Annotated in this window: 10 protein-coding genes; 2 read left to right on the top strand and 8 right to left on the bottom strand. The window is 64.1% G+C overall.

Going from position 1 to position 11,984, the window contains the following annotated elements; genetic code table 11:
• Positions 1–4: 4 nt before the first annotated feature.
• The 7 genes from kdgD to JQ621_RS25775 form a co-directional block, all read right to left on the bottom strand.
• Positions 5–949 (bottom strand): 5-dehydro-4-deoxyglucarate dehydratase, encoded by a 945-nt coding sequence (kdgD, locus tag JQ621_RS25805; protein ID WP_212238216.1) that lies wholly within the window; start codon positions 947–949, stop codon positions 5–7.
• A gap of 127 nt (positions 950–1,076) precedes the next feature.
• Positions 1,077–1,982: a LysR family transcriptional regulator gene (locus tag JQ621_RS25800; RefSeq protein WP_212238207.1), complete on the bottom strand. Its 906-nt coding sequence runs from the start codon at positions 1,980–1,982 to the stop codon at positions 1,077–1,079.
• Positions 1,983–2,109: 127 nt separating this feature from the next.
• Positions 2,110–3,459 carry an MFS transporter gene (locus JQ621_RS25795; RefSeq protein ID WP_212238206.1) on the bottom strand — a complete coding sequence of 450 codons (1,350 nt, stop codon included), beginning with the start codon at positions 3,457–3,459 and terminating at the stop codon, positions 2,110–2,112.
• A 178-nt stretch (positions 3,460–3,637) separates the two neighbouring features.
• Positions 3,638–4,831, bottom strand: coding sequence for a DUF1501 domain-containing protein (locus tag JQ621_RS25790; RefSeq protein ID WP_212238204.1), 1,194 nt, complete (start codon positions 4,829–4,831; stop codon positions 3,638–3,640).
• 15 nt (positions 4,832–4,846) lie between these two features.
• Complete coding sequence (locus JQ621_RS25785; protein WP_409334251.1) at positions 4,847–6,394, bottom strand: DUF1800 domain-containing protein; 1,548 nt, start codon at positions 6,392–6,394, stop codon at positions 4,847–4,849.
• A gap of 164 nt (positions 6,395–6,558) precedes the next feature.
• Entirely contained in the window at positions 6,559–8,511 is a 1,953-nt protein-coding gene (locus tag JQ621_RS25780) for an SGNH/GDSL hydrolase family protein (RefSeq protein ID WP_212238191.1), read from the bottom strand.
• A gap of 113 nt (positions 8,512–8,624) precedes the next feature.
• Entirely contained in the window at positions 8,625–9,707 is a 1,083-nt protein-coding gene (locus JQ621_RS25775; RefSeq protein WP_212238189.1) for a lysylphosphatidylglycerol synthase transmembrane domain-containing protein, read from the bottom strand.
• A 430-nt stretch (positions 9,708–10,137) separates the two neighbouring features.
• Between JQ621_RS25775 and JQ621_RS25770 the strand changes: the two genes are divergently transcribed.
• A complete protein-coding gene (locus JQ621_RS25770; protein WP_212238187.1) occupies positions 10,138–10,644 on the top strand; it encodes a YciE/YciF ferroxidase family protein in 507 nt (168 codons plus the stop codon).
• Between the two features lie 144 nt (positions 10,645–10,788).
• On the opposite strand, the gene JQ621_RS25765 is transcribed toward JQ621_RS25770, so the two are convergent.
• Entirely contained in the window at positions 10,789–11,223 is a 435-nt protein-coding gene (locus tag JQ621_RS25765) for a hypothetical protein (RefSeq protein ID WP_212238470.1), read from the bottom strand.
• A gap of 79 nt (positions 11,224–11,302) precedes the next feature.
• On the opposite strand from JQ621_RS25765, the gene JQ621_RS25760 reads away from it, so the two are divergent.
• Entirely contained in the window at positions 11,303–11,890 is a 588-nt protein-coding gene (locus JQ621_RS25760) for a hypothetical protein (RefSeq protein ID WP_212238467.1), read from the top strand.
• Positions 11,891–11,984 lie beyond the last annotated feature (94 nt).

Genomic DNA, 11,984 nt, shown 5'->3' with positions numbered 1-11,984 from the left:
TGCCTTATTCTGCGGCCTGTTGTGCCGATCCTGCGGCAGGCAGATTCTTCACCAGCGTGGTCAGTTCCGCAACCTCCTGCTCGGTGAGGTCGGTCAGCGGCGGGCGGACCGGGCCGGAATCGCGGCCGATCACCTTCATGCCGGCCTTGATGATCGAGACCGCATAGCCCTTCTTGCGGTTGCGGATCGCGATCAGCGGCAGAATGAAATCCTTCAGACCGGCGTGGATCGTCGCATGGTCGCGCCTGCGCACGGCGGCATAGAAGTTGGTGGCGAATTCCGGCACGAAGTTGAACACGGCCGACGAATAGGTCGTCACGCCCATGTCGAGATAGGGCAGCGCGAAGGTCTCGGCGGTCGGCAGGCCACCGACATAGGTCAGGCGGTCGCCGAGCTTGGTGTAGACGCGGGTCATCAGCTCGATGTCGCCGATGCCGTCCTTGTAACCCACGAGGTTTGGGCAGCGCTCGGCGAGGCGGGCAAGCGTGTCGGGCTGAAGGATGGCGTTGTCTCTGTTATAGACGATGACGCCGATCTTGACGGAGGCGCAGACGGCCTCGACATGGGCGGCAAGGCCTTCCTGCTCGGAATGGGTGAGGTAGGGCGGCAGCAGCAGCAGGCCGTCAGCGCCGGCCTTTTCCGCAGCCGTCGCGATCTCGCGGGCGATGGCGGTGCCATAGCCGGTGCCGGCGAGCACGGGCACGCGGCCCTTGGTCTCCTCGACGGCGACCCTGACCACTTCGGGGACTTCGGTCGGGGTCAGCGAGAAGAACTCGCCGGTGCCGCCGGCGGCGAACAGGCCCGCGACATCGTAGCCGCACAGCCAATCCATGTTGGCGCGGTAGGTCGCTTCGTCGAAGGAATAGTCCGCCTTGAACGGCGTGACGGGGAAGGACAGGAGGCCCGAACCGATCTTCTGGGCCATTTCCTGCGGTGTCATCTTGCTCATGGGCGCTGCTCCCTGTTTCTGATGTTGTGGAGGACGCAGGAAGTCCGCGCGTCCATGCGCCGCTGTTTAAGAGACGGTTCGATGCGCGTCCAAGCCAAAGCCTATATCGACCGATACAAGTTCAGCATCAATCTTCCACCACCTCCGGCGAGGACAATTCGCTGGCGATTTTAATCAGCGCGGACAGCAGCGGATTCTCATCGTCCCGGCGCCAGACCATGAAGAGCTCGACCGGAACGCGGTTGCGCAACTTCAGCGGTCGCAGCCGGACGTCGGAGATCTTCAGGCCGGCGGCCGCCGCCGGCACGATGGCGAGGCCAAGGCCCGCGCGCACCATCGCCAGGATCGAGTGAATTTGGCTGAGGTGCTGGACGTAGCGCGGCAGGATGTCGGCGCGGGTGAACAGCGCCACCAACAGATCGTGGAAGTAGCGGCTCTCATAGGGCGAATACATCACGAAGGGCTGGCCGTCGAAGTCCTTGATGGTGATGTTTTCGGCATTCGCCAGCGGGTGCTTCTTCGGGATTGCCGCGAGCAGCGGTTCGGCAACAACCCTGCGGCTCGCAAGCTCGGGCCGCGCGATCGGCGGCCGCAATAGGCCGGCATCGATCTGGCCCGAGGTCAGCGCCTCGAACTGGTCGCCCGAGACCATCTCCTTCAGCGAGAAATCGACTTCCGGCAGCCTGGCGCGGCAGGCCGCGACCAGCTCGGGGAGGAAGCCGTAGGCCGCCGCGGCGGTGAACCCGATCTTGACCGAGCCGGTCTTGCCGAGAGCGATGCGGCGGGCAACCTGAGAGGCGCTTTCGGCAAGCTTCAGAATGCGGCGGGCCTCCGGCAGGAAGCTGCGACCTGCCGGCGTCAGGCGCACCGAGCGGCTGGTGCGCTCCAGCAGCGGTGCGTCAATGATGTGCTCCAGCACCTGGATCTGCCGGGACAGCGGCGGCTGGGTCATGTTCAGACGCACGGCCGCGCGGCCGAAGTGCAGTTCTTCGGCCACCGTCACGAAACAGCGGAGCTGGTTGAGGTCGAACATCGATACATGCCTTAGATGAATAAGGCGTTTCCCCGACGCTTCTAGCATCGATCATCCCCAAAACAAAGACGGCGGCTTTTGAGGGCCGCCGTTGAGTTGCCTGTCCCGCTCCGATCACTCGGAGCGCTCAGGAGGAACGTTTGAGCACCACCCGCTCGATCTTGCCGACCACCACGAGGTAGGCGAACGCCGCGACCAGCGCGTTGATGCCGACGAACACCAGGGCCCCGTTGAAGGAGCCGGTCCAGGCCACGATGTAGCCGATCACGATCGGCGTAGTGATCGAGGAGAGGTTGCCGAAGGCGTTGAACAGACCGCCGGAGACGCCGCCGGCTTCCTTGGGCGAGGTGTCGGAGACGACCGCCCAGCCGAGCGCGCCGATGCCCTTGCCGAAGAAGGCGAGCGCCATGAAGCCGACCACCAGCGCCTGGCCATCGACATAGTTGCAGCCGATGATCGACATCGACAGCAGCATGCCGCCGACGATCGGGATCTTGCGCGCCATGGTCAGCGAACCGGTCCCGCGCAGGATGGCGTCGGAAATAATGCCGCCAAGCACGCCGCCGATGAAGCCGCAAAGTGCGGGCAGCGTCGCGACGAAACCGGCTTGAAGGATCGACAGGCCGCGCTCCTTGACGAGGTACACGGGGAACCAGGTCAGGAAGAAATAGGTCAGCGTGTTGATGCAGTACTGGCCGAGATAGACGCCGAGCATCATGCGGTTGGAGAGCAACTGGCGGATATGGTCCCATTGCGGACCGGAAGCCGTCTGATTGTTCTTCAGGCCGTCTCTGGGCGCGTCGAGATCGACCAGCGCACCGCCGTCCCTGATATAATCGAACTCGGCCTCGTTGATCGAAGGATGCTCCTTCGGGCCGTAGACCGTCTTGATCCAGACGAGGCCCATGACGATTCCGAGCCCGCCCATCGCGAAGAACACGTAGCGCCAGCCGAAATCATGGGCGATCCAGGCCATCAGCGGCGCGAAGATCACGGTCGCGAAATACTGCCCCGAATTGAAGAAGGCCGACGCGGTGCCGCGCTCATTGCCGGGAAACCAGGCGGCGACGATGCGTGCGTTGGCGGGGAAGGACGGCGCTTCCGCGACGCCGACCAGCAGACGAAGCGCGAACAGCACGACGATGGCAGCACCGGCGCCGAGGAAGCCGACCCAGCCCTGCATCATCGTGAACAGCGACCAGACGATGATGCTGAAGGCATAGACGAGGCGCGAGCCGTAACGGTCGAGCAGCCAGCCGCCCGGCACCTGCGCGACCACATAGGACCAGCCGAAGGCCGAGAAGATCCAGCCCATGGCGACGGGATCGAGATGGAGTTCCTTGGAGAGAGCGGGGCCCGCGATCGAGAGCGTGGCGCGGTCGGCATAGTTGACGGTCGTGACCAGGAACAGCATGGTCACGATGAACAGCCTGACGCGGGACCTCTTCGCGTCCGTTGCGGACAGCACTGCGCTCATCAGGCGCCTCCTTAGAACTCGAATTGTTTCCTCACTGCGACTCCTAGAGGCGCGCGCGGGAAAGTGTCCAAGTTGAAGGGGGTATCGATTGATGCCGTTTTTGAATTGATGGAGCGGCACGCCTGGAACGCGATCGCGATATCGCGCCGGGCGAAAGGGGCTGTGGCGGCAGAGCCGCCTAGACCAATGCCAGGTTCGTCGGGTGCACGCCGGCGAAGATGCGCTGGATGCTCTCGTTGCCGAGACCGAAGACGTGGCCGAACAGATCGGCAAACAGAGCGCGGTAATCGGTCAGCACGGGATAGTCGCGGTTCTGGAACAGATGCGGCTGCTCTACCTTGATCTGCTCGCCGAGAATGCGACCGCCATTGATGCCGCCGCCAAGCACCCAATAGACGCTGCCATGGCCATGATCGGTGCCGCGGTCACCGTTCTCGCGAAAGGTGCGGCCGAATTCGGAGATCACGACCACCACCGTGTCGCGCCACGCCGCCGACCCGACTTCCTCGGAGAAGCCGACCAGCGCGCGCCCGAGCTCACCGAGCCGGTCGGCGAGATAGCCGTTGGCGGCGCCCTGGTTCACATGCGTGTCCCAGCCGCCGACGTCGACGAAGCCGAGGTTGAACTGCTCGCGCATCAACCGGCCGATGCGCCGTGCCGACAACTCGAAGCCGCGCGGGGAGACGGCGCCGCGGTTGGCGGCGTTCATCTCCTCCGAGACGGAGCGATAGACGTCGTCGCGTACGCGAAAGCCTTCCGACACCGAGGAGGCCAGATTGGACTGCGCGTACATCTTCCTGATCAGATCGGCCTGACGATCGTCGACACCGGGCTTGGCGACGTTGTTGATGCTGGTGTTCGGCACTTGCGACTTGCCGCGGAAGATCAGCGGCAACTGGTCGGTGAATGCGATCGGCCTGACGCGTGTCAGCTCGGTGGCGAGCCGGCTCATGAAGCCGGAACGATAGTCACGCGAACCGCCGGCGGTCTGGCCGAGCTCGATGGTGTCCTGCGTCTCGAAATGGCTTCTGGTCAGGTCGTCGCTGGTGCCGGCGAAGGGAATGAACGCGATCTCGCGCTTGGCCCAGAGCGGATAGAGGCTATCGCGCAAAGCCGGATGCAGGCCCCAATCGGAATCGAGCGCGAGCGCCGCGTTGGGGTTGCCGGCATCGGGTTTGGCGATGGCGAGTGTCGGCCGCGAGGTACGGTAGAAATCACTGGAGACCGGCACGACGACATTCGCCGCGTCATAGGCGCCGCGCAAAAACACCACCAGCATGCGGGCATCGGTCGCCGGCGCGGCCCAGACGCGGCCTGCGACCGTGAGCGGAGCGAGTGCGGCGAAGGTCTTGATCAACTCGCGACGGTTCATGGTGATCTCCGTAGCTCAGTGCATGAATTCCGGTGACGACAGGAACAGCGTGTTCCAGTCCTGCGGCGACACCGCTCTGTCGAGCGATGCCAGCGTCGCCGGGCCGAGCGTCTTGCGAAGGCCGTTGAAGTAGAGCGCGTTCTGGAGCTGCGGGAACGCAGGCTGCTCGACCGGGTTCGGTCCATCCGGCTTGAACAGACCGGATGAGCTTGATCCGATCTGGCGCGCGATCTCGAAGCGAACCATCATCTGACCGGGGCCGTTCCATGACGCCGAGGTCAGCGCGTAGCCGTCCGGCGTCTCGTGGTTGAACAGACCTTCGCCGAGGCGGTTGATCCAGCCTTGGATCGGTGCAGTGTTCAGGATCACCCGGTCGTCATAGGCCAGACGAACCGCCGACAACACGTATTGCACGGGATCCTTGAAACGTGTGCCGGGCTTCAGCGCGGCTTCGAATTCTGCCGAATGGATCATCGTGGCGAGCACGGCGGCAATGTCGCCGTCGGTGGCTCTGAAGGTCTGCGCCATCCGCGCGACCAGCGCTTCGGGCGGATTATCCGAGACGAAGTAGGTCGCGATCTTGCGCGACACATGGCTTGCGGTTGCCGGATGGTGGACCAGGATGTCGATGGCCTCGTCGACCTCGGCGAGACCTCGCCCCTTGATGGTGTGGCCGAGGAACGTCTTGTCGCTGTAGTCGTGACGAGCCGGGTTGAATTCGAAGGCGCCTTCGCGCACGAGCTGGGATTGCAGTTCCGGCTTGAGCTTCGGGTCTTCCGGCTTGGTGTCGATACCGACGCCGGTGAGGATCTTCGCGAGCGCCTCGACGTCGGCCTGGGTGTAGCCGGAGCCGACCCCCATGGTGTGCAGCTCCATGATCTCGCGGGCGTAATTCTCGTTCAGATGGCTCACCGCGTTGTCGGCATTGTCGAGATAGCGCAGCATCGCAGGATGATGAACGGTCGCCGCGAGCAGATCGCGGAACTTGCCGAGCGAATTGGGACGAATGGCGTGGTCGGTGTAGTCGCCGACCAGCACGCGCAGATTGGACTTGTACTGGTGAACGTTGAAATGATTGAACCAGAACCAGACCATGCGCTCGCGGAGCTGATCGGGCGCATAGAGCGCGCGCAGGATAGTGCGCGCCGCGGCCTGCTTGGCGCGGTCGCTCATCGCCTGCTGAAAGACCTGCTGGGCCGCCTTTTTCTGATCGGGATCGGCAACCTGATTGGCGCTCTTGGATTGCTGCTCGAAGGCAACCGCGATGTCGAACGGGAAGCTGTGCACATCAGGCATCGCTTCGATCTGCGCCTTGGCCGCGTCAGGCAAGGCTGGATTGCCGGCCGGATGGAGCTGCTCCTGGAGCCAGCGTTCGGTGCCGATGCCGTGCATGTGCGTGGCACTGGCAGTGCTTACCCCGAAGGTCAGCCGATCGAGCAAGGCGAGATCGTGCGGATTGAGATCGTCGGCGCGGGAGATGTTCGCGGTGAGGCCTGTGGCGAGCACCACAAGCGTTGCAAGGCTGGAGAGTCGCGGTCGACAATATGCGCTTCTGCTATCCACGATCGGTTCCGACGCGTTCGGACGACATGAGATGCCCACATCTCATGCGTCATCATGCGCCGCTCGGCTGAACCTGCCCTGAATGCATCGGCCTCAATTGGAGGCAGCGCCATCAATTCTGTGCGATCGGTAACCGAACGGTTTCCGGATCCATTGCAATCCGATTATTGCCGCGTGCCCGGCAAGAGCGGAGCGAGCAGGCCGCGCGTGACGACGGGCGGCACGGCATCCAGCCCCAGCACGGCGCTAGCCGCGGGCAGGGTGGCGTCCGCCATCGCGGCGTGGCCTTCGGCGCTTGGATGCACGGCGCCACCATAGACGGCCGAGAGCACGCCCCAGGTTGCGTCGTGGATGTCGTTCGGCTGACTCGCCGCCGGCAACCCTTGGGGATATGTCATCGCCGCGAAATAGCTGTCATTGGCATCGCGGATCCAGCGCGCGCGGGGCAGATAGGCGCGATATTCGGAGGCGCCGCGGCCGCAGAGCATCGGCTGGCTCGCCGCACTGACGATATCCGGATTGAAGCTCTGTCCGTTCTCGGCAAAGCAGGCGCGATCGAATTCGGGATCGCTGCCGGCATGCGCGCAGAAGCCGTGATCGGCGAACGCGGTCTGGTGGGTATCGACAAAGGTCATGCGGTCGGCCTCGGGATCGCGGCACAGCGCGCCCTGCGTGCAGGTCGCCAGTCCCTTCAGTTGCGGCAGGAACTCGGTGTCGACGAACGTCGAGACGCGGGCGAGCCGCTGCGGGTCGGCATTGAAGGCCGGATGGACGTCGAAGCCGCCGCGGCCGCCACGACAGGGTACCCCACCCTCTGCGAGTGCCGGATTGGCGTAGGAGACATAGACCACGTGCGAGAGATCGCCGCCGACCAGCGGCTTCAGCGCTTCGCGCAGCTTGACGAAATTCTGCGGCAGCTCGCGCTGGAGCGCGTCACGGGAATCGTCGACGCCCGCCATGACGCCGGAGCGGCGGAACAGGGCACGCTCGGTTGCGGTGTCGACGATGACGTCGGCGACCAGGCCGGAGAAGTAAACGTCGTTGGCACCGATCGAGAGCAGCACGAGATCGAGATTGCGATCCGGCTGGCGCTTCCTCGCCGCGGTAAGTGCCTCGCGCAGTTCGGCGACCTGCGCATTCACACTGGTGTTGCAGACACCGCTCTTGCCCGGCGGGCATTCACGCGCGCGCTGGGATCCGAGCAGGCCGTCGCTGATGCTCGCGCCGGTGCAGGCCAGCGGCAGATAGGTGACGGCGATGTGGGTATAGCGGACCGCGAGCGCGAGCGCGGTGCGAGCCTGATAGCTGTAGAGCGAGCGGTGGCATGGCGAGTTGAACCAGAGCGCGCCGTAGCGCTGCCAGTTGGCGAGCGTATCCGGCGCCTCGCAGGCGCGACCGCCCTTGAAGCCGGCGCGGCTCGGCCGGTAATATTGTCCGCCGCCCGTGCCGAGATAGGAGCGGAAGCAGAAGCCCTCGTCGGACAGCGCCAACGGCCGGTCCGGATTGCCCTCGCCGGAGGCGATGCTGTCGCCAAGGCCGGCGATGAAGATGTCGCGGACCTGGATTTCGGTCTGCAGGCGCTGGCTCGGATCGGAGCCGGAGGAGACGTCGACGGTCGCCAACGTCTGCTTGCCGTAGCGGACCCGCAGATTGATCGGTTCGGCGCAGTCGAAAGTGGTGGTTTGCGGTCCGTCGCCGTCGTCGAAAGACCAGGCGCAGGTGGCGCCGACCGGCACCGTGCCGGTCAGGCGCACGGTGATTGGGTGATCGACCGGCGTGAGGTAGTTCTCCTTGACGTTGTCGCGGGTGCAGGGTTGGTTGACCCGGCCCTGCAGGTCGATGCAGAGGCGGTTGACCATGTTGCGGGCCCAGCCGCGGCCTTCGCTCTGGAGCTCCAGCGACTGCTCTGCGGCGAGGATGCTGCGGCTGCGCGCATTCTCGACATGCAGCAGGAAGTCGCGCTCCTCGCGGAACAGGCGGAAGCGGTTGCGGACCTCCCAATTGATCTGCATGGCGCCGGAATCCTGCGCGACAGCGCGCTGAATCGGCAAAGCGGTGAGGGACCCGGCCAGCAGCAGGGCGGCGACGAGAAAAGTGCGAAGGAAAACTGGGATCATGACCCGCGTCTTCAACGGCAAAGTTGAGGCGGAAATAAGAGAGCATTGCTCTCCGGCCCGCAACCTTTCTCACTGCCGCTTCGCGGGCGCCCGGTCCTGGCCCGGCAGCGACCTTACCGCTTGCTGACCTGACGCACCAACCGCTCACGTTCCATCGGCGTCACTTCCTTGGGCAGGTTGGCCTGCGCGCAAGCTTCCGCCAGCCGTCGCCGCTCCTGCCAGGGCCGGACCACATTCATCCAGAGCTCGCGGGTGCCCATGATCGAGATGGCGAGACCGAACGGGATCACGAAATAGAGGATGCGGAAGACCAGCAAGGTCGCGAGCAGCTGCTCACGACCGAATTCGGGCAGCGCCACCAGCATCGCGGCGTCGAACACGCCGATCGAGCCGGGGGCATGGCTGGCGAAGCCAAGCAGCGTTGCCAGGATGAACACCACCGCGAGCGACAGGAAGTCGATGTGCGGATCGGCCGGTATCAGCAGATACATCGCGAAGGCGCAGAAGCCGAGATCGACCACGCCAATCAGGATCTGCACCAGCGTCAGTGGCGCCGACGGCAACACCACTTTCCAGCCCTTCTGGCCGAGTTCGCGGCGCTTCTCGCCCATGCCGAGCCAGACCAGATAGGCAGCGATCGCGGCGAGCCCACCGAAGGCGATCAGCCGGTTGATCGACGATGGCAGCTGATCCATGTAGGAGGCCGCATCCGGATGGATGGCCATGCCGATCGACAGCACGAAGATGTTACCGAGCCAGAAGGTCAGGCCCGACAGGAAACAGATCTTGGCGACGTCGATCGCGTTCAGCCCATAATCCGAATAAATCCGGAAGCGGATCGCACCGCCGGTAAACACGGTCGCGCCGATGTTGTGCCCGATCGAATAGGACGTGAAGCTGGACAGCGCTGCGATGCGGTAGGGAACGTGTTTCTTGCCGATCGTTCGCAGTGCAAAAAAGTCGTAAAAGGTCAGCGTGCAGAAGGCCAGAAAGACGCACAGCGCCGCAAGCCCGATGTGGCCGCGGGGGATTTCAGTCAACGTGGTGAGGACGACCCCGGTATCGATGCCCTTGAGAGTGCGCACCAAATGAGTGACCGCGAAGGCGATGATCATCACGCTCGCGGCAATTCCGAGCCGTCGCCAGCCGATCCATCTCTTGAAGCCGCGCTTCAACGCGGGCAGCAGTCCGTGCATTCATCCTCCCGGCGGGGGAAAGACCGGCTTGGCCAGGCATTGGCCAGTCGGTTGCGATCAGTGCCCGAATAGGGCGTCGATCGCTGGGCATGATGTAACTCATTTAAGGCAAAAACGGCGGCTTGTGCAGCCCTTGACAAGGGCAGGTCGCGCGCCGGACCGGCTGTTTTTGTCATACGTGGTTCACATGGGGCGCGCGTTAAGCATGTGTGAGTCGGAGGCGAAGTGTCGATTGCGCGCCCTGACATTCAGATGGTCCCAAATCCGGCGCCCGCAAGCATTGTCCTGGCGCAAACGCGCATGGGGTTTCTTTGGAACGATGGCGCCAGGCACAGGTTAGCGCCCCATCAGCAACCGAACACGACAAAACAAGCGGCTTTCCGTCCAAGCCGGCGTCGTCGTGTTCCCGAAACCAACGAGGATCGGAACGATGGGACTGTTCACAAAAGACATCAAGACCATGAACGACCTGTTCGTGCACCAGCTGCAGGACATCTATTACGCTGAGCAGCAGCTCATCAAGGCGTTGCCGAAAATGGCGGACAAGGCGACTGATCCGCAGCTGAAACAGGGCTTTTTGACGCACCTCGAAGAAACCAGGCAGCATGTCACGCGGCTCGAGGAAGTGTTCAAGATGCACGGTACCCAAGTGAAGGCCGTCGATTGCCCGGCCATCGACGGTATCATCGAGGAGGCCGACGAGACCGCGGGTGACGTCGCCGACAAGGCAGTGCTCGATGCCGCCCTGATCAACGCGGCGCAGGCGGCCGAACATTACGAAATCGTCCGCTACGGCAGCCTGATCGCCTGGGCCAAGCAGCTTGGCCGCAGCGACTGCGCCGCCGTGCTTGCCAAGACGCTCGAGGAAGAGAAGGCGACCGACAAAAAGCTGACGACGCTGGCCGAGAGCAAGATCAACCTGCGCGCCGCCAGCTAGCGCAGGCCAAAAGCGAAACGCCGCGCGGCCGAGGCGCGGCGTTTCGTCATTCAGCGAAATCCATCCTGGATCAAGATCGATCGTTCCTTCGCGAAGCGCGAGGATGCTGGAAGCGGAATGGATGCGCGCTTCAGCATGGAAACGTCAACTGCGGCGCAGCGCGAAATGCGCCCCGCAAAATGCCATCACGGCGCCGAGACACAGCGCCGCGAGACCTGCGAGCACGCCTGAAATGGTCGGAATCGGGCTCGGTCCCGAGGCCGCTTGGCCCGCGCCTGCGAGCAGCAAAACGCCGACGGCGATCAGGAATTGGCGCATCCGTTGCGGGATCTGGCCGGAGACCGCGCTCTGCATCAACGTCGCGGTGAAATAGCCGCCGGAAAAGCCCACGGTCGCGATCAGCCACCAGGCGATCGCCGCGCCCGCCGGCATGAACTCATGCGCGTCGGCGCGCCAGAGGCCGCCGAGGTCGAGCCCGTAACGTGCACCCAGCATATGCACCGCGAGGGCGAGCAGGATCCCCGCGATCGCAGCGGCCCCGAGAATCAGGCGGCGCGGAAAATAGATCGTCTCAGCCATGCCTCGCTTGTAGGATGGGCGGGGACGATCGCGCAAGCGGATCGCGCGCGGAATGGCGCAGACGGGATTGATGATCGACATGCAGGTTTCGCAGGCGCAGGACCCGCCAGTCACGAGCTACGCCTACAAGGCATCGCTGATCGGTTCGGCGCATCGCTTCGAGCTGACCGACGAGGGATTGTCCTGGCACATCGCCGGCCGCTCGGGCGTCTGGCGCTACGACGAGATCAGCGCGGTCAAGCTGTCGTTCCGCCCGGTCTCGATGCAGCAGCACCGCTTTCGTGCCGATATCAGCCGCACCAAGGGCGGCCGCATCGCCATCCTGTCGACGAGCTGGCAGACCGCGGCGTTGATGGCGCCGCAGGACAACGGCTTTCGCGATTTCATCATCGCTTTGCACGCGCGGATGGCGAAGGCCGGCAGCCGGGCCGAACTGACCGCCGGCCTCGGCGCCAGGACCTATGCGGCGGTGCTGACGTTCCTGGCGATGCTGGCGGTGGCGATGGCCGGGCTGCTCGTCCGCGCCTTGATGATCGGCGAATTCGCCGGCGTGTTGTTCATTCTCGGCTTTGCCGCGCTGTTCGTCTGGCAGGTCGGCGGCTTCGTCCGGCGCAACCAGCCGCGCATCTACACGCTGGACCATCTGCCGACCGATTTGCTCCCCTAGAGCCCCGTTCCCACGGGATCGGAACGGCTCTAGATTGATGTTTTGACGCGTTTTCTTGACGCGAACCGATATCCACTTCGTTCGAAAACGCTCT

This window comes from Bradyrhizobium manausense (assembly GCF_018129685.1).
Classification (GTDB): Bacteria; Pseudomonadota; Alphaproteobacteria; order Rhizobiales; family Xanthobacteraceae; genus Bradyrhizobium; species Bradyrhizobium manausense_D.
Note: the sequence above shows the minus strand (reverse complement) of the source record. Positions and strands in the feature narration are given on the sequence as shown.

Bases quoted from the DNA above. Each gene is read 5' to 3' on its own strand.
- JQ621_RS25765 (WP_212238470.1), bottom strand. From the start codon at position 11,223: ATGGCTGAGACGATCTATTTTCCGCGCCGCCTGATTCTCGGGGCCGCT.
- JQ621_RS25760 (WP_212238467.1), top strand. From the start codon at position 11,303: ATGCAGGTTTCGCAGGCGCAGGACCCGCCAGTCACGAGCTACGCCTAC.
- JQ621_RS25780 (WP_212238191.1), bottom strand. From the start codon at position 8,511: ATGATCCCAGTTTTCCTTCGCACTTTTCTCGTCGCCGCCCTGCTGCTG.
- JQ621_RS25800 (WP_212238207.1), bottom strand. From the start codon at position 1,982: ATGTTCGACCTCAACCAGCTCCGCTGTTTCGTGACGGTGGCCGAAGAA.
- JQ621_RS25770 (WP_212238187.1), top strand. From the start codon at position 10,138: ATGGGACTGTTCACAAAAGACATCAAGACCATGAACGACCTGTTCGTG.
- JQ621_RS25795 (WP_212238206.1), bottom strand. From the start codon at position 3,459: ATGAGCGCAGTGCTGTCCGCAACGGACGCGAAGAGGTCCCGCGTCAGG.
- JQ621_RS25790 (WP_212238204.1), bottom strand. From the start codon at position 4,831: ATGAACCGTCGCGAGTTGATCAAGACCTTCGCCGCACTCGCTCCGCTC.
- JQ621_RS25775 (WP_212238189.1), bottom strand. From the start codon at position 9,707: ATGCACGGACTGCTGCCCGCGTTGAAGCGCGGCTTCAAGAGATGGATC.
- kdgD (WP_212238216.1), bottom strand. From the start codon at position 949: ATGAGCAAGATGACACCGCAGGAAATGGCCCAGAAGATCGGTTCGGGC.